Source organism: Pseudarthrobacter phenanthrenivorans (assembly GCF_036455295.1).
Lineage (GTDB): Bacteria > Actinomycetota > Actinomycetes > Actinomycetales > Micrococcaceae > Arthrobacter > Arthrobacter phenanthrenivorans_C.
Window position 1 is genome coordinate 69308 of the sequence record NZ_JAYXNX010000016.1, and the last position, 19945, is coordinate 89252.

Consider the following 19945-nt stretch of genomic DNA (forward strand, 5'->3'; position numbering starts at 1 on the left):
ACGGCACCCCGGCCAGGGACTCAGTCACGATTCAGCACCTTGGTCACGATCACGAGGGCTGCGTCGACGGTCTGTTCGAAGTCCAGGTCCGACGAGTCAAGCGTGACCACACCATCGGCCGCCTGGGTGAAGTTCACGACGGTTGAATCCCTGGCGTCCCGGTGCGTGACCTGGGCTGCGAGCTGCTCGGCGTTCTGGGTGCCGCCGAGCTGGATCCCGCGGCGGCGGAGGCGTGCTTCCTCGCTGGCGGTCAGGAGCATGCGAACCTCTGCCCCGGGCGCGACGACGGTGGTGATGTCCCTGCCCTCCACCACCATGCGCCGGTGGTGCCTTTCAATCAGTTCCCGCTGTCTGCGGATCAATTCGGTCCGGGCACCGAGCGTGGTGGCCACGGCACTGACGGCGGACGAGATTGCCGGCTCACGGATGGCCTCCGTGACGTCGACCCCGCCCACCCGGACATATTCCTCCTGGGGGCTGGTGCTCAATTCCAGGGCAAAGTCCCGGGAGGCCTGCTCCACGGCCGGAGTGTCATCGAGGTCGATGCCTTCGGAGACGCAGTACCAGGTCAGTGCGCGGTACATGGCGCCGGTGTCCAGGTAGGCCAGCCGCAGCCTGCGGGCGACTTCCTTGCTCACGCTGGACTTGCCGGAGCCGGAGGGCCCGTCAATGGCAACCACCAGCGGCCGGCCGATGCGCAGCGCGCGCATGGTTTCGAGGAGTTCCTGTGTCATTACTGAAGTACCCGCCATCCGCGGTCGTTGAGAGCTTCGATCAGGTGGTCGTGCTTGTTCGGCAACACAGACAATTCCACCATGCCCACGTTCTGCCCGGACGAATGGTCCAGCCGGAGATCCTCCACGTTCACCCCGATTTCACCGATCTCGGTGAGCAGCTGCGCGATCTGGCCCGGCCTGTCATCCACCAGGACGGTGAGCCAGGAGTACGCCTGAGCCGGGCCGCCGTGTTTGCCGGGAATCCTGGCCTGCCCTGCGTTGCCCTCGCTGATGAGCTGGGCCAGATCCAGGCGTGCGCCGGGGGCGCTGGGCTGTTCCAGGGTTCCGATGAGGCGGTTCAGGTCCTCGCGGACGCCGTAAAGGATTTCAACCACCTTCGCTGCATTGCTGCCGAGGATCTGCACCCACAGGGTGGGGTCGCTGGCGGCAATCCTGGTGACATCACGCAGGCCGTTGCCGGCCAGGGACAGCGCGTGGAGCGGTGTCCCCTGCAGGCGGCTGGCCAGCAGGGAGGACATGATCTGCGGCAGGTGCGAAACCATTGCCACTGCTTCATCGTGCTCGTCCGCGCTGAACTGCGACACGACGGCGCCAAGGTCCGTAGCCAGCGATCGTGCCACCTGCAGGGCAGCCCCGGATGTTTCTTCCGAAGGGCACACCACCCACGGCATGGAAGTGAACAGCTCACCGCGCGCCGCCACCGGACCGGATTTTTCCCGGCCCGCCATCGGGTGGGTGCCCACGTAACGGGAGAGGTCTGCGCCAAGGCTCCGAAGCCGGGAAAGGATGTCCGCCTTGACGCTGGCAATGTCCACCACGACGGCGTCCGGGTAATCAGCCAGCGCCTGGCCTACGACGTCGGCCGTTACGTCGGGCGGAGCAGCCACCACCACGAGTTGGGGCTTGGCGCCGGCCAGCTCCCCCAAAGGGCGCCCGGCACCGATGTCCACGGCCACTGCCTGGTTGGTGGGCGACGGGTCCGAGAGGAACACGGGCACGCCGCGTCCGCGCAGGCCCAGGCCGATGCTCGTGCCCAGCAGTCCGGTACCGAGGACCACCACCGGGCCGTCCAGATGCCCGCGGCCCTGGCTTTTGAACGCGGACATGCCTCAGAGCCCTACGGATGCCAGCAGGTGGCCGACTTCCTGCTTGCCCAGGTTGCGGATGCTGCCCTGGCGCTGGTCTCCGAGCCCGATGGGGCCCACCTTCACGCGCACCAGCCGCTGGACCGGGAAGCCGACGGCGTCAAACATACGGCGCACGATGCGGTTCTTGCCCGAGTGCAGCACAACCTCGATCAGCACGTGGCCGGGCGTCGAATCGACAAGGCGGAACGAATCCACGGCCGCCATCCCGTCCTCCAACTCCACGCCCGACTTCAGTTGGGCACCGACACCCTGGGGGAAGGGCCCGCGGACCTGGACCAGGTACGTCTTGGGGACCTCGTAGGAAGGGTGGGTGAGACGGTTGGCCAGTTCGCCGTCGTTGGTCAGCAGCAGCAGCCCTTCGGTGGCGACGTCGAGCCGGCCCACGTGGAAGAGGCGTTCGCCGGTGTTCTTGTTGCTTTTCAGGAAGTCGCTGATGCAGGGCCGGCCTTCGGGGTCCTCCATGGTGGACACCACGCCCTTGGGCTTGTTGAAGACCATGTACACGAGGTTCTCGTCCAGCTGGATCCGCAGGCCGTCAACGTGGATGACGGCGGTCTTGGGATCGATGCGGACGCCGAGTTCGGTGACAACCTGGCCGTCCACTTCGACGCGGCCCTCGGCGATCATTTCCTCGCAGACGCGGCGGGAGGCCACTCCTGCGGAGGCCATCACCTTCTGGAGGCGCACGCCGTCCGAATCGTGGAGGTCCGACTGGGGGACGTTGCCCCGGGGGTGCTTCTTCCGGGAGGGCTTGCGGACGGGCCCCAGGTTTTGCCCGAAGCGTTCGCTGCCGAACGCACGGGAGGCTGCTGCCCCGGGCGCTCCGGTGCGCGGCTTGGGCTTGGGGGCACCGGGAGTTCCGGGGGCCTTCTTTGCCCCTGGCTTGCGGGCAGCGGGCTTGCGCGACGACGGCTTGGCGCCCTTGGTGCCTTCGGCACCGCGTCCGGGCTGGTCCCCCGCCAGGTCGGGATCGACGAAGCGCTCCTCGCGCGGCTTGGGGGCGCGGTGCGGCCGGTCCCCGCCAAAGCCGGCGGCACGTTTGCCGGTGCCGCCGCGGGCGCCTCCGCTGAAGCTGCCTCCCTGTGAACCGCGCTGCTGCGAATTGCCGCGCTGCACTGAATTGCCGCGTTCGTTCCCGCCGCGTCCCGAACCGTTACGTGGTGAACCCTGGCGTCCCGCCTGTGTCATGACCCGTCCTTCAATGTGTTTTGGCCGGCAGAGTGTCCAAGGACAACCCTAGCCAGCCCCGCAGACTTCGTCTGCCCTGATAACTAAAACTGGTAATAGCCGCTGCAGGCAGGGGCTCCCCGCCTACATGGTCCCGGCGTCGTAGAACTCTGCGATTCCGTCGAGCCCCGGAAGGTGCGGCGAGAGCTGTGGCAGCTCCTCCACCGAACTGATTCCCATCCGTTCAAGGAAGTAGGAGGTGGTCCGGTACAGGATTGCGCCGGACTCCGGATCAGTTCCCGCGTCCTCGATCAGCCCCCGCTGGGCGAGCGTCCGTACGACGGAATCAACATTGACGCCGCGAATTGCGGATACCCTGGCCCGGGAAACGGGCTGGCGGTACGCGATGACCGCCAGTGTTTCCAGCGCCGCCTGGGTAAGCCTGGCAGTCTGCCCCTCCAGCACGTACTTGCCGACGATGTCGGCAAACTCGGCCCGCGAGTAGATCCGCCAGCCACCGGCGATGTTCCGCAATTCAAAACCCCGGGGGCTGGAACCGATGCCAGTGTTGCTGGCACTTTCCATCTCCGGGGCCTTACCAGTATAGCCGTTATACTCGCGCTGCAGTTCGGCCAGCAGTGTCGCGACTGCAGCCACCGTCAGGCCAAGGCCTGCCGCCAGCTCCTCCTCGCCGGCAGGTTCGTCCAGCACCATGAGTACTGCTTCTAGGGCAGCCTTGGCGCCACCGGGGAAATCGGCATAGTCCGGGGCCTCGTCAATTCCCGTGTCCTGCTGGGGGGTCACAGTTGCTCCTCGTATTCTTCGCTCAGGTTCTCCGCTGACCACTCCCGGCCCTGGGCCGTCCAGTGGATGGCGAGCTCCGCCAACGGCGACAGTTGGTCGAATGAGACTGCCCTGTCCCGGAAAAGTTCCAGGAGGGCCAGGAACCGCGCCACCACCACCAGGGTGGAGCCGGCGTCCGCAATCAGGGAACGGAAGGTCAGCGGCGACTCCTGCTGCAGCCGCAGGCCCAGCAGCCGGGCCTGCTCCTTCACGCTGACGTTGCTGCCGTGCAGGTGGCCAAGCGCCACCCGCGGCGGCTCCTCCGGCGTCTTCGGCCGAAGCGCTGCCTCGGCCAGCGCCGCGAACTGCTGGGGCGTGTGTTTCCACACCAGTTCGGGGAGCATCGCGGCGAAGTGCTCCTCAAGCGCCACCTGCCGTGGAAACCGCCGCCCTTCCTGGTGCAGGGTCTCCCCCAGGATGCCTGCCACTTGCTTGAAGGCCTTGTACTGCAGCAGGCGGGCGAAGAGGAGGTCCCGGGCCTCCAGCAGGGCAATGTCCTCATCGTCTTCGACCTCGCCCGCGGGCAGGAGACGGGCAGCCTTCAGGTCAAGCAGCGTTGCGGCAATCACCAGGAATTCGCTGGCCTCGTCCAGGGCCCATTCCTCGCCGAGTTGCTGCAGCTTGCGGATGTACTTGATGAATTCGTCCGTAACCGTGGCAATGGCTACTTCGGTGATGTCCAGCTGATGCTTGGCGATCAGGCCAAGGAGGAGGTCGAAGGGACCCGTGAAGTTGGCCAGCCGCACCTCAAAGCCGGGCTTGGATTCGGCCATGGCGGTGTCTTAGGGTGCGCCGCCGCGGGAAATGAGCTCCTTGGCGAGCCGGCGATAGGCATCGGCGCCCACGTGGGTTCCTGCGTAGCTGGTGATGGGCTCCGCGGCCACAGTGGCGTCTGCAAACTTGATGGAGCGCTTGATGACGGTTTCGAAGACCTTGTCACCGAATGCTTCCACCAGGCGGGTGATCACTTCGCGGCTGTGCAGGGTCCGGGCGTCGTACATGGTGGCCAGGACGCCGTCCACCTGCAGCCGCGGGTTCAGCCGGTCCTGCACCTTGTCGATGGTTTCGACCAGGAGCGCAACGGCACGCAGTGCGAAGAACTCGCAGATGAGCGGAATGATGACGCCGTGGGCCGCCGTGAGGGCATTGACCGTCAGCAGGCCCAACGACGGCTGGCAGTCGATGAGGACGACGTCGTAGTCGTCTTCGACTTTCTTCAGCGCACGGTCCAGGACCTGTTCACGTGCAACTTCATTGACCAGCTGGACTTCCGCGGCGGAGAGGTCGATATTGGCCGGCAGCAGGTCGACGTTTTCGACGCCGGTGTGGTGGATCGCGTCGCGGATGTCCACCTTGCGGTCCATCAGGACGTTGTACACCGTGAGGTCCAGCTCGTGCGGGTTGACGCCCAGGCCGGCGGACAGCGCACCCTGGGGGTCGAAGTCCACCAGCAGGACGCGTCGGCCGTATTCAGCGAGTGCGGCGGCAAGATTGATGGTGGAGGTGGTCTTCCCCACGCCGCCCTTCTGATTGACCATGGCAATCACCCGGGCCGGGCCATGGGAGGACAGCGGCGCGGGTTCCGGGAACTCGCGGTATGGGCGCCCGGTAGGCCCCATCACCGCGTTTTCGAGGTCGAATTCCGTGCCCTCCAGAGTTGCTGAACCCTGTTCGCTGCTCACGTATCTGTCCACACTTTCGATGACGGTGATTTCCTGCCGCCCGGCTTGCCAGCGGCGTTCGTTCTGCTCCCTAGGTTACAGCGCCCGACACGGTATTCGAGGGAACTTGACTTTCCGCGGATGTTGAGCCTTTACCCTCTAGCTGAGGTCGAAGGTTGAGCCGCCGGGCAACGAAAAACCGCCCCCGCAGCGAGGCTGCGGGGGCGGTTCCTTTTCGGTTAAGGGTGGTGGCTACGCCTTCGCAACCTCGCGGGCGCCTTCTTCCTTCGGCGCCATTTCGCCGTGTCCGGCGATCATGGTCTGCTCATCGAAGGGCAGTTCGCCGGAGAGGACGCGGGTAACCTGCGCACCATCGATTTCCTTGACCCAAGTGCCCACCAGGACCGTGGCGACGGCGTTGCCGGTGAAGTTGGTCAGCGCGCGGGCCTCGGACATGAAGCGGTCGATGCCGACGATGATGCCCACGCCGCCGAGCAGTTCCGGCCGGTGTGCCTGAAGGCCTGCTGCGAGGGTGGCCAGGCCTGCGCCGGTCACCCCGGCTGCACCCTTGGAGGCGATGATCATGAAGATCAGCAGGGAGATCTGGGCACCGAGGTCCAGAGGGGTTCCCATGGCGTTGGCAACGAAGAGGGAGGCCATGGTCAGGTAGATGGCCGTGCCGTCCAGGTTGAATGAGTAACCCGTGGGAACGGTGACACCGACGACGGGCTTGGAGACGCCCAGGTGTTCCATCTTGGCGATCAGCCGCGGCAGGGCGGCCTCGGAGGACGACGTGGAGAAGATGATGAGGTATTCACGGGCCAGGTACTTCATCAGCTTGAAGATGTTCACGCCCGCCACCACCTGGAGGATGCCGCCGAGGATGACCACGATGAACAGTGCGCAGGTGATATAGAACGCGACCATCAGCGTGAACATGCTCACGATGGCCTGGACGCCTGTTGCCCCGACGACGGCGGCGATGGCGCCGAATGCACCGATGGGGGCGACCCACATGATCATGATCAGGATGCGGAAGACGAGTGCCTGGCCGTGGCCGATGGCCTTGAGGATCGGGGCACCTGCCGGGCCCATCTTCTGCAGTGCAAAGCCAACGAGGATGGCGGCCAGCAGGGTGGGCAGGACGGGGATGTCGCTGGGAATGATGCCGAGCAGGAAGTCAACGGTGCTGTCCGTTGCAGCCTTCTTGTTGGGATCGTAGGCGCTGAGCTTCAGGCCTTCGCCCGGGTGGATGATGTTGCCCACCACCAGGCCGATGGCCAGGGCGAACGTCGACATGATGATGAAGTACCCCAGCGCCAGGCCGCCGACCTTGCCAACCGTGGCCGCCTTGGCGATGGAGCCGATGCCGAGGACGATGGTGCAGAAGATGACCGGCGCGATCATCATCTTGATGAGCTTGACGAAGCCGTCGCCCAGGGGCTTGAGGTTCTTGCCGACCTCCGGGAACAGCAGGCCCACCAGCGCGCCCAGCACGACGGCGGCGATAACGGCAATGTAGAGGTAGTGGGACTTGTCCAGTCCCTTGCGCCGCGGCGTCGCGGTCTCGAGCGACTCTCCTCGTTGAGAAGCCATGATGTGTCTCCTTGTGGATATTCTGATAGACGCTGCGGCGCAGTCTCTGGGCTCAACACGTCTGTCCAATGTGATATCCATCATTGGGCACCCCGTGATCCAGCTCACCGTTGCGTTCATATTGGTCGCGGCGCCTTCGGGGCCAGATGGAGGTACGCATGATCCACCGTTGGAGCATCGCCCGCCGGCTGTTCCTGGCGAACCTGCTGATTGTCGTCTCATTCATCGCCATCGTGGGAACGGCAGCCTATGTGGATGCGCGGGACCGGACCTACGACGAAGCGGGCCGGAGAATGGAAGGGGTGGCGGCCTCCATTGCCGCCAATCCCCTGGTACTCCAAGCGGCAGCAACGCCGAACCCCTCGGCCCTCCTCCAGCCGTATGCCAAAGATGTGACCGCCGCGGCGCACGTCGACTTCATCACCATCATGGCGCCGGACCGGACCCGCTGGACGCACCCGCGGGACGAGGAGCTGGGCCGCCCCTACATCGGCTCCATCGACGCTGCCCTGCAGGGCCAGACCTTTACGGAAGTGACGGCAGGCACCCTGGGTCCGTCCGTCCGGACCATCGTTCCGGTCAAGGATTCCGCCGGGACTGTCAAGGCTCTGGTGGCTGTCGGCGTTACGGTCCGGAACGTAGACGTTGCCCTGGCGGGCCGGCTGCCGGTCCTGCTGGCCGTTGGCATCGCCCTGCTGGTGGGCGGTTCCCTGGCATCCTGGCTGCTGGGCCGGTACCTGCGGCGGGTGACCCGCGGCTGGGGTCCTGAGCAGTTGGCGCAGTTGTTCGCCTACTACGAGTCGGTACTGCACTCGGTCCGCGAGGGCCTCATCCTGATCGATGGCAGGAAGCGGGTGGTGATGTACAACGACCAGGCGGCTGAGCTGCTGGGCCTGCCGGAAACCGGCAGTAATGATCCCACGCGGCCACCTTCACTGACGGACCTGCCTTTGGACCCCGAACTGCGCAGCCTGTTCGAGTCCGGACGTGCCACCAAGGACGAAATAGTCCTGACCGGTTCCCGGCTGCTGGTGGTTAATCAGGGACCGGCGCATGGCCCCGAGACCCACGGCGGCCGTGGAAAGGTTCCGGTGTACGGCACGGTGGCCACCCTCCGGGACCGGACGGAAATCGAGGCACTGGGCAACGAACTACAGACCATGCGCACCCTTTCCGACGCCCTGCGGGCTCAAACCCACGAACACGCCAACAGGCTGCACACCATGGTTTCGCTCCTTGAGCTTGGCCGCACGGGGGAAGCCCTGGACTTCGCCACGCAGGACCTGGCGCTCAGCCAGCGGTTGACTGATGACATGGTGAGCTCGATCGATGAGCCCGTGGTGGGCGCCCTGGTGATGGGGAAGGTGGCCGAGGCCCACGAGCGCGGCGTCCAGCTGGATGTGTCCACGCTTGGCTCCGGCACACCGGCCGGGGTGGCCGTGCACGACCTGGTGACCATTCTGGGCAACCTGCTGGACAACGCGATCGACGCCGCGGCGGAGGCGCCCCCGCCGCGGCGCGTGGTCCTGACGCTGGAGGCGGACGAAGAAGGACTGGACATCGCCGTCAATGACTCCGGCGCCCCAATCGACCCCGCGGATGCAGAGAAGATCTTCCGCCACGGCTTCAGCACGAAGCCGGCAGGGACGGGCGGCCGGGGCATCGGCCTGGCGCTGGTGCGGCAGGCCGTGCAGCGTTTGGGCGGTACGCTGGCCATCAACGGCCGTCGTGGCGCCAAGTTCCAGGTATTCCTGCCCGCAGCGGTGTCCGCGGAGAAGGAGCAAAGACAGTGAGCAACATCCGGGTCCTCGTCGTCGAAGACGAGGCGATTGCCTCGGCGGCCCATGCTGCGTACGTGGGGCGGCTGGAAGGATTCGAGCTCGCCGGGACCGCACCGGACGGCCAGTCCGCCCTGCGGCTGCTGAGCGAATTCGTGGCTGCGGGTGAGCCTGTGGAACTGGTCCTGCTGGACATGAACCTGCCCGACCTGCACGGTTTGGACATCGCAAGGCGCATGCGTTCGGCGGGGATCCTGGCCGACATCATCGCCATTACCGCCGTGCGTGAACTGGCGATCGTTCGCAGCGCCGTGGCCATCGGCGTAGTCCAGTACCTGATCAAGCCATTCACGTTCGCCACATTCTCGGACAAGCTGGAAAACTACCGCCAGTTCCGCCAGCAGCTTGCCGGTTCCAGCGGCGGTCCCGGCAAGGGCGGGGCGTCCCAAAGCGAGGTGGACCGGGCTTTTGCCAGCCTGAGGGCGCCGTCCGAACTTCCGCTTCCCAAGGGCCTTTCCACCTCGACCCTTGGCTCCGTCCAGGAGTTCCTCCGCCGCCAGCCTGAAGCTGTCTCGGCCACGGAGGTGATGGATGCCCTGGGCATGTCCCGTGTGACGGCGCGCCGCTACCTTGAATATCTTGCCGACGCCGGCACGGTTTCCAGGACTGCCCGCTACGGAACCCCCGGCAGGCCGGAGAACGAATACCGCTGGAACGCTCCCTGAGACTTCCAGGGACCCGCCCCGGCCTGGTTCAGCCCTGTCCTCCCGGTCCTGGCCGCAGGGCCCCGACGAGTTGTTCGATAACTCCTGGATCTTCAATGGTGGAGGGCACCGTGTACTCCTCACCGTCTGCTATCTGGCGCATGGTTTTGCGGAGGATTTTTCCGGAGCGCGTCTTGGGCAGGGCGTCCACTACCGTCACATGCTTGAAGTCGGCGACTGCCCCGATGTCCCGACGGACCAGCGCCACCAGGTCCTTGGCCAGCACGTCCTCCGGAATGTCCACGCCGGATTTGAGCACCACGTAGCCGCTGGGACGCTGGCCCTTGAGGGGGTCCGCCAGGCCGATCACCGCACATTCGGCAACGGCGGGATGCTGCCCTATCACCTGTTCCATGGCTCCGGTGGAAAGCCGGTGGCCGGCAACGTTGATGATGTCATCGGTCCGGCCCATGACGAAGAGGTAACCGTCCTCGTCGCGGTACCCGGAATCCCCGGTGGCGTAGCAGTCCTCGAAGGCCTGAAGGTAGGAGGAAATGAATCGGTCGTCGTTTCCCCACAACGTGGTGAGCGTGCCCGGCGGCAGCGGCAGTCCCAGCACGATATTGCCCTCGGTCCCGGACTCCACCTCTTTCCCCGCGCCGTCAAGGATCCGCAGCCGGAACCCCGGCATCGGCACAGTCGGCGAGCCGGCCTTGATGGGCAGCTTCTCCAGCCCCCGCGGGTTCGCACAGATCGCCCAGCCGGTTTCCGTCTGCCACCAGTGGTCCACCACCGGTACGCCGAGGATACGGGAGGCCCAGTGGAAGGTGTCCGTGTCCAGCCGCTCGCCCGCCGTGAACAGGGTGCGCAGGCTGGAGACGTCGTAGTGCCGGAGCAGCTGCGCTTCAGGGTCAGCCTTACGGATGGCCCGCAGCGCCGTCGGCGCCGTGAACAGCACGTTGACCCGGTGGTCCTGGATCACCCGCCAAAAAGCGCCGGCGTCGGGAGTGCCCACCGGTTTTCCTTCATACATCACGGTGGTGGCGCCCGCCAGCAGCGGACCGTAGACGATGTACGAGTGTCCTACCACCCAGCCGACGTCCGAAGCTGTCCACATCACGTCTCCGGGACCGACGTCGTAGATATTCTCCAGCGTCCAGCGCAGGGCGACCGCGTGGCCGCCATTGTCCCGCACCACGCCCTTGGGCGTGCCCGTGGTCCCGGAGGTGTAGAGGATATACAGCGGGTCGGTTGCCTGCACGTCAACCGGGGCGGCGGGCACGGACATCGCCATGGACTTGTCCCAATCCAGCCAGCCCGCCTGGTCCGCCGCCGTTGCGGTGAAGCCCTCACGGGCCTTGGCCAGAACAGGTATGCCGGGTGAATCCGCCAGCCTGAGTGCCTCGGCAACAGCCGGCAGGTACTCGATGCGGCGCGAGGGTTCGATCCCGCCCGAGGCGGTGACCACCATGGCCGGTTCCGCATCCCTGATCCTGGCCGCCAGCTCCTTCGGCGCAAAGCCGCCGAAGACCACAGAATGGACAGCCCCGAGCCTGGCGGTGGCCAGCATGGCAATGGCCGCTTCCGGAATCATCGGCATGTAGATCACCACCCGGTCCCCTTTGCCCACGCCGTTGGCACGCAGCACGCCGGCAAAGCGCGCAACGAGGTCCGTAAGTTCGGCGTAGGTGTAGCGCAGCTGCGTTCCCAGCATGGCGGAGTCGTAGATCAGCGCGTCCTGGCCGCCGCGACCCTCTGCGACGTGCCGGTCGAGTGCATTGTAGGAGGTGTTCAGGATGCCGTCGGGAAACCAGCGGTACAAAGGAGCCCGGCTGGAGTCCAGCGCCGAGCGGGGCGGAGAAGTCCAGGAAATCTTCTGCGCTGCCTCCAGCCAGAAATCTTCGGGCTGCTCAGCGCTGCGCCGGTAGCTGTCCATGTAGCTGTTGGTGACCATGAGGTAATCCCCTCCACGACATTGTGATGCAGCTCATGGTAGTGGGAACCCAGCAGGTCCACAAGAGGTTTGTATACAAAGGACCGGACAACCGCCCAAAAACAGCGAGAGTACTGTCAATCCCACCCTACTGTGTATACACTGATCAAGTTACCGACGAAGGAGACCACCGATGCGTGCCAGCGACAAGGCCTATGCCGCCCTGCGCGACGACATCGTCGAATGGCGGCTGGCGCCCGGAACGGTTCTTGCGGAAGTGGAACAGTCCGAACGTCTGGGCGTCTCACGCACCCCGCTGCGGGAAGCCTTGGGCCGCCTCACGGCGGAAGGGCTGACCATGGCGGGCGGGCGAGGCGTCGTGGTCACCGACATCTCCCTCGAGGACATCGACGAACTTTTCGAACTCCGCGAAACCCTCGAGGGCAAGGCCGCAGCACTGGCCGCCCGGCGAGGTGATGCGGCAACATTCGAACGCCTGCGGCAGGAACTGCTGCGGGCTCCGGAACTCATAAGCGGCGACGATCCTGCCCTCCACGACTACTACGACCTCGTCGGGCGGCTGGACACCGCCATTGATGCAGCCATCTCCAATTCCTACCTGGCCCAGGCCATGCGCAGCCTGCGCGTCCACCTGGTCCGGATCCGGCGGCTGGCAGCTGACGACGCCTGCCGCCTCACCGCCGCAGCCGCCGAACATGCCGCCATCGCCGAGGCGATCGCGGCCGGCAACCCGAAGCTCGCCGAGGCTGCCACCATCGTCCACTTGCACCGAAGTCTCTCCCACGTCAAAGCAACCCACGCGTCCCATCCGAAGGAGCATCATGGTTAAGGAACACCACGTCCGCGTCTACAAGAGCGAAGAAAACTTGCCTCGCGAGGACCAGCTCGCCTACAAGATCGCCCAGGTGGCTGCTGACCCCGTCGCGGTCTCCGACGAGGTGACCGACATGGTGATCAACCGCATCATCGACAATGCCTCGGTGGCCATCGCATCCCTGAACCGGGCCCCCATCGTGGCCGCCCGGGCGCAGGCACTGACCCATGGCCCCACCACCGGAGGCAAGGGCTCCAAGGTGTTCGGCATCGAGGAACGGGTGGCGCCGGAATGGGCTGCCTGGGCCAACGGGGTCGCCGTCCGGGAACTGGACTACCACGACACGTTCCTGGCCGCCGAGTACTCCCACCCGGGCGACAACATTCCCCCGATCCTCGCCGTCGCCCAGCACGTCGGATCCAGCGGCCACGACCTGATCCGCGGTATCGCGACCGGCTACGAGATCCAGGTCAACCTGGTCAAGGCCATCTGCCTGCACAAGCACAAGATCGACCACGTCGCGCACCTTGGTCCCTCGGCTGCCGCCGGCATAGGCACCCTGCTGGGCCTCGACGTCGAAACCATCTTCCAGTCCATCGGCCAGGCGCTGCACACCACCACGGCGACCCGGCAGTCCCGCAAGGGCGAGATCTCCACGTGGAAGGCCCACGCTCCGGCGTTCGCAGGCAAGATGGCCATCGAGTCTGCAGACCGGGCCATGCGCGGCCAGACCTCACCGGTGCCGATCTATGAAGGCGAGGACGGCGTCATCGCCTGGATGCTCGACGGTCCGGACGCGTCCTACATGGTCCCGCTCCCCACCCCCGGTGAAGCCAAGCGCGCCATCATGGACACGTACACGAAGGAACACTCGGCGGAGTACCAGGCCCAGGCGTGGATCGACCTGGCGCGCAAGCTGCACGGCGAGCACCCGGAGGTCACCGATCCCGCCAACGTCCAGTCGGTGCTGATCAAGACCAGCCACCACACGCACTACGTGATCGGCTCCGGCGCCAACGACCCCCAGAAGTACAGCCCCACCGCGAGCCGGGAAACCCTGGACCACTCCATTCCGTACATCTTCACCGTCGCCCTGCAGGACGGGGCCTGGCACCACGTGGATTCGTACGCGCCTGAGCGCGCCGGACGCCCGGACACCGTGGAACTGTGGCATAAGGTCACTACGGTGGAAGACCCCGAATGGACCCGCCGCTACCACTCCCTGGACATCGCCGAGAAGGCCTTCGGCGGCTCCGTGGAGATCACGCTCAAGGACGGCACGGTCATCACGGACCAGATCGCCGTGGCCGACGCCCATCCGCTGGGCGCCCGGCCGTTCGCACGCGAGCAGTACGTCAACAAGTTCCGCACCCTCGCCGCGGGCCTCGTGGAGGAGGCCGAGATCGAAAGGTTCCTTGCCGCCGTCGAACGCCTCCCCCAACTCGCCGCGGGCGAACTGGACCAGCTGAACATCACCGCCGCCCCCGGCGTCATCGACCTGGCGGCGGCACCGAAGGGACTCTTCTAATGCTGTACTCGAAGACCACGCCGGAACAGAAGCGGAACCGCTTCCGGGAGCTGCTCTCCTCCGGCACCATCCAGCAGTTCCCCGGCGCGTTCAACCCGCTTTCGGCCCGCCTGATCGAGGAGAAGGGCTTCGCCGGCGTCTACATTTCCGGCGCCGTGCTGGCCAACGACCTCGGCCTGCCGGACATCGGACTGACCACGCTCACCGAGGTGGCCACCCGGGCAGGGCAGATAGCCCGCATGACGGACCTGCCTTCGATCGTGGACGCCGATACCGGGTTCGGCGAGCCCATGAACGTGGCCCGCACCGTTCAGGAACTCGAGAACGCGGGGCTGGCGGGCTGCCATATCGAGGACCAGTTCAACCCCAAGCGTTGCGGCCACCTGGACGGCAAGAACGTGGTGGACCTGGACACCGCCACCAAGCGCATCCGTGCCGCCGCCGACGCCCGGCGCGACCCAAACTTCCTGATCATGGCGCGGACCGACATCCGTGCCACCGACGGACTGGAAGCGGCCCAGCAGCGGGCCAAAGCCCTGGTTGACGCCGGGGCGGACGCCATCTTCCCGGAAGCCATGAAGGACCTCAGCGAGTTCCAGGCCATCCGGGACGCCGTGGACGTGCCGATCCTGGCCAACATGACCGAGTTCGGCAAGAGCGACCTGTTCACGGTGGACCAGCTTGCCGGGGTGGGCGTCAACATGATCATTTATCCCGTCACGCTGCTCCGTAGTGCCATGGGCGCTGCTGAGCGTACTCTGGAATCGATCAAATCCGACGGCACCCAGGAGGCACAGGTCCCAAGCATGCTGACCCGTGCCCGGCTCTACGACCTCGTTGACTATGAGGCTTACAACCACTTTGACACCGGGGTTTTCAACTTCCGGATCCCCGGGAACTGACATCCCGCCCTGGCACGTCAGCGGGGTACCGGCAGCAGCCGGAGAATGACTTCAGGAACACAGGCTTTTAGGAACAAAGGAGTTTCAGCATGGCTGAAAATGAGATCAAAAAGGGCCTTGCCGGCGTCGTGGTGGACTACACGGCGGTCTCCAAGGTCAACCCGGACACGAACTCCCTCCTGTACCGGGGATACCCTGTGCAGGAACTGGCCGCCCGGTGCAGCTTCGAGGAAGTGGCATACCTGCTGTGGAACGGTGAACTGCCCACGCCGGAGCAGCTGGCGGAGTTCACTGCCAAGGAACGGGCCGGCCGCGCCCTCGATCCGGTGGTCAAACAGGTGATCGACGCGTTGCCCACCACTTCACACCCGATGGATGTCTGCCGGACCGCGGCCTCCGTGATGGGCGCCAGGCACCCGCTGGCCGAAGATTCGTCCCGCGAGGCCAACATGGCCAAGGCCCTCGACCTGTTCGCCGCCATGCCGGCGGTAGTGGCCTACGACCAGCGCCGCCGCCACGGCCAGGACGTCGTGGAACCGCGTGACGACCTGGGGTACTCGGCAAACTTCCTGTGGATGGCCTTCGGCGAAGAGCAGGTCCCGGAGGTGGTGGAGGCGTTCAACGTCTCGATGATCCTCTACGCCGAACACTCCTTCAACGCCTCCACCTTCACGGCCCGCGTGATCACCTCCACGCTTTCGGACCTGCATTCAGCCGTGACCGGAGCCATCGGAGCTTTGAAGGGGCCCCTGCACGGCGGTGCCAACGAAGCCGTCATGCACACCTTCGACGAGATCGGCATCCGGCAGGAGGAGTCCCTCGAGGAGGCTGCTGCCCGGGCCAAGACGTGGATGGAAAACGCCCTGGCGCAGAAGAAGAAGGTCATGGGATTCGGCCACCGTGTCTACAAGCACGGCGACTCGCGGGTTCCCACCATGAAGGCGGCCCTGGACAAGATGATCGCCCACTACGGCCGCCCCGAGCTGCTGGGGTTGTACAACGGCCTGGAGCAGGCGATGGACGAGGCGAAGGCGATCAAGCCGAACCTGGACTACCCGGCCGGCCCCACGTACCACCTCATGGGCTTCGATACCCCCACTTTCACTCCGTTGTTCGTAGCCAGCCGAATTACCGGCTGGACCGCGCACATCATGGAGCAGCTGGACGCCAACTCGCTGATCAGGCCGCTGAGCGAATACAACGGCCACGAGGAGCGGCACCTTCCGTAGCCTCTCCGGCGATGGGAAGAGCGTTCGACGGCGGGCCGGCACTTGGGTGCCGGCCCGCCGTCGTTCCGCTACTGGCCGCTTCGGATCCGCAGAGACACCAGCATTTTCTTGGCGTTGATGTATTCCGTCGACAACATGTAGTCCCGTGCTTCGTTGAGCGAACTGAAGACCTTGCTGTTGGTCCCAGGCGCGTCGCCTGCCGATACCTGGAAATTGTCTGCAAAGGAATAGAGCGGCGACTCCGCAGGACCGCTGACCACGTTGTAGAACATGCAGGCTTTCCCGTCCTTTCCGGCAGGACTGCTGGTGATGCCATAGGACGCAATGACCCTGTCCGCTTCAACCAGGACGCGGTATGCATACCTGGGGGCAATGACATCGGAGGCGGAAGCGTTGTAAGGCAGCGGAAGTTCCACGGAATCGAGCACCTGGTAGGGCACCGGCGCGGCGCATGCTCCGCCAATACCCCCTGAAGCCCCGTAATGGAGGGATGCAATACGCTTCCCGCTACTGTCTTCGACATCGAGGTCCACCGCCGGATACTCCGGGTTGGCCGGCTTGGGCAGGACCTTCCAGTCCACCGGATAGTCGAAGGAAATCCTGCCGTCAGCGCTGGTGTATGTCTGCCACGAGGCGGCGGCCGGCACGGAAGTGGTGGGTTCGGCCGAGGCGGATGGTTCCGGAGCCGCAGTTGGACTTGGAGCCAGGGCCGGCAACGTTGCGGCCGTCGGTGCCGCCGAAGGGGCCGGAGCCGTTGCAGTGGAACTTGTGGCGGGAGCAGGCACGTTTCCCACGGGTCCCAGGTTCATGGTGAGCAGGGCACCTGTGGCTACCGCCGCCGCTGCCACCGCGAGGACTCCCGCAAGTCGTCCCCGGCGTGCCCTGCGTTCATTGAGGGTGGGCAGGTTGATGGGCACCCGGTCCACGAAGACCTCCGGCCGCGAGAACATATCCTTCAGCACCGCAGCCCCGTCGGGCACATCGGAGTCCTTGCCCACCGGATCCACACTGCAAATGAGATACTTGACGGCGTCCATGGCTAAGCCCCCACTTTCTGTCCGGTTACAGCGCAAAGGTCTGGCAGGAGGCCGCGGAATGCCTCCCTGGCCCGGTATAGCCGGACTTTTGCCGCCGACTGGGAACACTGGAGAATTCCGGCAATCTCGGCGATGGTCAGGTCGTCCCAGTAGGCCAGCAGCAGAACGTCACGGTCCTTCCCGCGAAGCGCCAGCAGCGCTGATTCAACCAGTGCGTTGTCACTGTCCGGCGCACTGGCGACGGATGCGAAAGCCTCAAGCCGCTGCTGGAGGGCACGCTGCCTGTCGCGCCCGCGGTAGGCGTTGCCAATCACGTTGCGGGCAACTGCGAACAACCACGGCATTTCCACGCCGGGGCTGCCGTCCCACTTCTGCCAGGCTATGCGGAACACGTCGGCAGCCAACTCCTGGACAAGCTCCGGATCGTCGACCCGCCGATGTACGAATCGGTGGATTCGTGGATAACTGTCTTTGTACAAGGCGATAAACGCCAACTCGCGCTCCGAAAGCACGGCTTCCCCCAAAATTGCGTAGTGCCCTGACACGCAGGCTATCTGTCTTGTTTCCGGATACCGGCCGGGAGGTTACACGCGCCCGGCAATTCCTGCCGGGCACGCCGCCGCCTGGCACTGCCGGCACAGGCCGTGGATTTACCGCCGCGCTATTCCAGGAGGCTTTGCGACGATGCGACGGACTCGTTGTCGGTGTGCATGGTAATCACCACGTTGATGCGGCGGCCTTCCAGCACTACCGGAAGCCAATGGTCTGCGTCCTGCCACATACGCTCCACCGGCAGCGCCTCCACCCTGAACCACTCGGGCAGGATCTCGTCGCTGGGCACCGGGTCGCCCTGCCAGGTGCGCGCAGTAAAGAGCGTGGTCTTCATGTCCCAGTCAGGCCGGGCCGGGAATACGAAGTGCACGGCGCCGGCGTCCGCCAGGTCCTCCGCCTGGAGAACCACTCCGGTTTCTTCCAGCACCTCCCGGATCACAGCCTGGGCATGCGTCTCCCCCGGCTCCACATGGCCGCCGATGCCAACGATCTTGCCCCTGCCAAACCCTGTCTGTTTCAGCCCGAGGAGCACCTCTGCCCCGTGCTCTCCTTCCCGGAGGAGGAAGCAGAGCGTAACCTCCGCTGCGCCCATCCCGGTCCCCTAACCCAGGGCCCGGGGATGCGCGGCGGCATAGATTTCACGCAGCGTGTCCGCCGTGACCAGCGTGTACACCTGGGTGGTGGTCACCGACGCGTGGCCCAGCAGTTCCTGGACCACCCGGACGTCGGCGCCCCCTTCGAGCAAGTGCGTGGCAAAGGAGTGCCTCAGGGTGTGCGGCGAGACATCGCGGGTGATATTCGCCTTTTCCGCTGCCGCTTTCAGGATGGTCCAGGCGCTTTGCCGGCTGATCCTGCCGCCGCGGGCATTGAGGAACAACGCGGGCGTTCCCTTGCCTTTGGCGGCGAGCAGCGGGCGGCCCCGGACCAGGTAGGCATCGATCGCGCGGGCCCCGTACGAGCCGAGCGGCACCAGCCGTTCCTTCGATCCCTTGCCGAACAGGCGGACAATGGCCGGCCCGGATTCCGGCTCCGCAAGGGAGATGTCGTCAACGTCCAGTCCCACGGCTTCGCTGATCCTGGCACCGGTAGAGTAGAGGAATTCAAGGAGGGCGCGGTCGCGCAGCCCCGTGGCGGTGTCCGTCCCCGCGGCCTCAAGGATCCTGGTGACCTCGTCAACGCTGATGGCCTTGGGCAGCCGTTTGCCCGCCATCGGAGGGTGCACGTCGCGGGCCGGATCGGCCGGGGTGTAGCCCTCCAGGGCCCAGAACTTGTGCAGCCCCCGGACGGCCACCACGGTCCGTGCTGCCGATCGTACGCCAAGGGTGGAGCCGCCGTCGGACCCGTCCGAAAGGGCACGGACATACCCGGTGACGTGGTGCCGTGTGATGTCGGCGGGACGCGTGCAGCCGGCGGCGGTGAGGTAGCGGGCGTACCGGGCCAGGTCGCGGCGGTAGGCCGCCAGCGTGTTTACCGCCAGTCCCCGTTCCACACCCATGTGCTGGAGGTAGTCGGTGATTCCGCGGTCGATGGCGGCAGGGACCCCGGCAGGAGCGGCACCGGGCCCTGGCGTTTCGGGAGCCGGTTCGACAGCCGGTGCTGCCTCAGCCGAAGGACCCGGGACCATCAGCGCTGGCTGGGGTGTGCGGGCCAGGGGGCGTCGGCGGGGCGAAGGTCTTCATAGCCGCCGGCGCGGGCGGCTGCGGCGGCAAGGATCCCGACGACGGCGGACGGATTGTGCAGGCGGCCCGCCAGGACGGAGGCCACGGCGTCGTCCAGGCTGATCCAGTGGAACTCGATTTCCGCTTCCTCATCCGTCCGTTCATGGCGCTCGTGATGGGGCACCTCGGTCAGGTCGCGGGCCAGGTAGATTCGGATGGCCTCGCTGGAGGATCCGGGAGAGTTGAATACGTCGGCCAGCACATTCCAGGTGCCGGCGGCCAGGTCCGCTTCCTCGGCGAGTTCCCGCGCCGCGCCCACCACGAAGTCCTCGCCCTCGACATCCAGCAGGCCCGCGGGGACCTCCCACAGGTCCATCCCCACCGGGTGCCGGTACTGCTTGAGGAGCAGGATCTGGCCCTGGCCGTTCATGGGCAGGATGGCCACGGCGCCGGGGTGGTCGATGTAGTCGCGGGTCAGGGCGTCCCCGGTCTCCGAGAGCTGGAAGGTATCGCTGACGACGTCCCAGATCCGGCCCTCGTAAACCTTCTCGGAAGACAAGAGACGGCGCGGGCTTGGTGCATCCGAAACCTCTTTGGCAGGGGTGGCTTCAGGTGTACCAGGCATCGCGCCGTCCTT

At 65.8% G+C, this 19945-nt stretch carries 19 protein-coding genes; 6 read left to right on the top strand and 13 right to left on the bottom strand.

The genetic code is table 11. The features are described 5' to 3' along the window. Nucleotides 1-20: 20 nt before the first annotated feature. The 7 genes from cmk to VXJ37_RS17560 all read right to left on the bottom strand — a co-directional run bounded on the left by cmk (nucleotide 21) and on the right by VXJ37_RS17560 (nucleotide 7152). Complete coding sequence (gene cmk / locus VXJ37_RS17530; protein WP_331324322.1) at nucleotides 21-734, bottom strand: (d)CMP kinase; 714 nt, start codon at nucleotides 732-734, stop codon at nucleotides 21-23. After that, nucleotides 734-1843, bottom strand: coding sequence for a prephenate dehydrogenase (locus VXJ37_RS17535; protein ID WP_331324323.1), 1110 nt, complete (start codon nucleotides 1841-1843; stop codon nucleotides 734-736). Before VXJ37_RS17535 ends, cmk begins: the two co-directional genes overlap by 1 nt. Nucleotides 1844-1846: 3 nt before the next feature. Next, on the bottom strand, nucleotides 1847-3073 hold the full coding sequence (locus VXJ37_RS17540) for a pseudouridine synthase (protein WP_331324324.1): 1227 nt from the start codon (nucleotides 3071-3073) through the stop codon (nucleotides 1847-1849). 123 nt (nucleotides 3074-3196) lie between these two features. Beyond that, nucleotides 3197-3856: an SMC-Scp complex subunit ScpB gene (gene scpB, locus VXJ37_RS17545; RefSeq protein ID WP_331324325.1), complete on the bottom strand. Its 660-nt coding sequence runs from the start codon at nucleotides 3854-3856 to the stop codon at nucleotides 3197-3199. Beyond that, nucleotides 3853-4668, bottom strand: coding sequence for a segregation and condensation protein A (locus tag VXJ37_RS17550; RefSeq protein WP_141940843.1), 816 nt, complete (start codon nucleotides 4666-4668; stop codon nucleotides 3853-3855). Before VXJ37_RS17550 ends, scpB begins: the two co-directional genes overlap by 4 nt. A gap of 9 nt (nucleotides 4669-4677) precedes the next feature. Continuing rightward, entirely contained in the window at nucleotides 4678-5577 is a 900-nt protein-coding gene (locus VXJ37_RS17555) for a ParA family protein (protein ID WP_141946240.1), read from the bottom strand. A gap of 231 nt (nucleotides 5578-5808) precedes the next feature. Then, a complete protein-coding gene (locus VXJ37_RS17560) occupies nucleotides 5809-7152 on the bottom strand; it encodes a cation:dicarboxylate symporter family transporter (RefSeq protein WP_331324326.1) in 1344 nt (447 codons plus the stop codon). A 158-nt stretch (nucleotides 7153-7310) separates the two neighbouring features. On the opposite strand from VXJ37_RS17560, the gene VXJ37_RS17565 reads away from it, so the two are divergent. After that, nucleotides 7311-8945 (top strand): sensor histidine kinase, encoded by a 1635-nt coding sequence (locus VXJ37_RS17565; RefSeq protein WP_331324327.1) that lies wholly within the window; start codon nucleotides 7311-7313, stop codon nucleotides 8943-8945. After that, entirely contained in the window at nucleotides 8942-9655 is a 714-nt protein-coding gene (locus tag VXJ37_RS17570; RefSeq protein WP_331324328.1) for a response regulator, read from the top strand. Before VXJ37_RS17565 ends, VXJ37_RS17570 begins: the two co-directional genes overlap by 4 nt. A 28-nt stretch (nucleotides 9656-9683) precedes the next feature. Here VXJ37_RS17570 and VXJ37_RS17575 read toward each other — a convergent pair whose 3' ends face one another. Further along, nucleotides 9684-11588 (bottom strand): propionyl-CoA synthetase, encoded by a 1905-nt coding sequence (locus VXJ37_RS17575; protein ID WP_331324329.1) that lies wholly within the window; start codon nucleotides 11586-11588, stop codon nucleotides 9684-9686. Nucleotides 11589-11760: 172 nt separating this feature from the next. On the opposite strand from VXJ37_RS17575, the gene VXJ37_RS17580 reads away from it, so the two are divergent. From VXJ37_RS17580 to VXJ37_RS17595, 4 genes are all read left to right on the top strand, one after another. Further along, complete coding sequence (locus VXJ37_RS17580; protein ID WP_331324330.1) at nucleotides 11761-12417, top strand: GntR family transcriptional regulator; 657 nt, start codon at nucleotides 11761-11763, stop codon at nucleotides 12415-12417. Beyond that, on the top strand, nucleotides 12410-13930 hold the full coding sequence (locus tag VXJ37_RS17585) for an MmgE/PrpD family protein (RefSeq protein ID WP_331324331.1): 1521 nt from the start codon (nucleotides 12410-12412) through the stop codon (nucleotides 13928-13930). Before VXJ37_RS17580 ends, VXJ37_RS17585 begins: the two co-directional genes overlap by 8 nt. After that, nucleotides 13930-14832: a methylisocitrate lyase gene (prpB, locus tag VXJ37_RS17590; RefSeq protein WP_331324332.1), complete on the top strand. Its 903-nt coding sequence runs from the start codon at nucleotides 13930-13932 to the stop codon at nucleotides 14830-14832. Before VXJ37_RS17585 ends, prpB begins: the two co-directional genes overlap by 1 nt. A gap of 89 nt (nucleotides 14833-14921) precedes the next feature. Next, nucleotides 14922-16061, top strand: coding sequence for a bifunctional 2-methylcitrate synthase/citrate synthase (locus VXJ37_RS17595; protein ID WP_307312423.1), 1140 nt, complete (start codon nucleotides 14922-14924; stop codon nucleotides 16059-16061). Between the two features lie 68 nt (nucleotides 16062-16129). On the opposite strand, the gene VXJ37_RS17600 is transcribed toward VXJ37_RS17595, so the two are convergent. From VXJ37_RS17600 to VXJ37_RS17620, 5 genes are all read right to left on the bottom strand, one after another. Further along, complete coding sequence (locus tag VXJ37_RS17600; RefSeq protein ID WP_331324333.1) at nucleotides 16130-17098, bottom strand: hypothetical protein; 969 nt, start codon at nucleotides 17096-17098, stop codon at nucleotides 16130-16132. Between the two features lie 2 nt (nucleotides 17099-17100). Then, a complete protein-coding gene (locus VXJ37_RS17605) occupies nucleotides 17101-17643 on the bottom strand; it encodes an RNA polymerase sigma factor (RefSeq protein ID WP_331324334.1) in 543 nt (180 codons plus the stop codon). Nucleotides 17644-17759: 116 nt separating this feature from the next. Next, the gene (locus VXJ37_RS17610; protein WP_331324335.1) at nucleotides 17760-18242 is read right to left on the bottom strand and encodes an 8-oxo-dGTP diphosphatase; all 483 of its coding nucleotides are present in this window, start codon (nucleotides 18240-18242) and stop codon (nucleotides 17760-17762) included. A 9-nt stretch (nucleotides 18243-18251) separates the two neighbouring features. Next, nucleotides 18252-19274, bottom strand: a complete 1023-nt coding sequence (xerD, locus tag VXJ37_RS17615) for a site-specific tyrosine recombinase XerD (protein ID WP_331324336.1) — start codon at nucleotides 19272-19274, stop codon at nucleotides 18252-18254. Beyond that, nucleotides 19274-19933, bottom strand: a complete 660-nt coding sequence (locus tag VXJ37_RS17620) for an NUDIX domain-containing protein (protein WP_141940833.1) — start codon at nucleotides 19931-19933, stop codon at nucleotides 19274-19276. Before VXJ37_RS17620 ends, xerD begins: the two co-directional genes overlap by 1 nt. Between the last annotated feature and the right edge of the window lie 12 nt (nucleotides 19934-19945).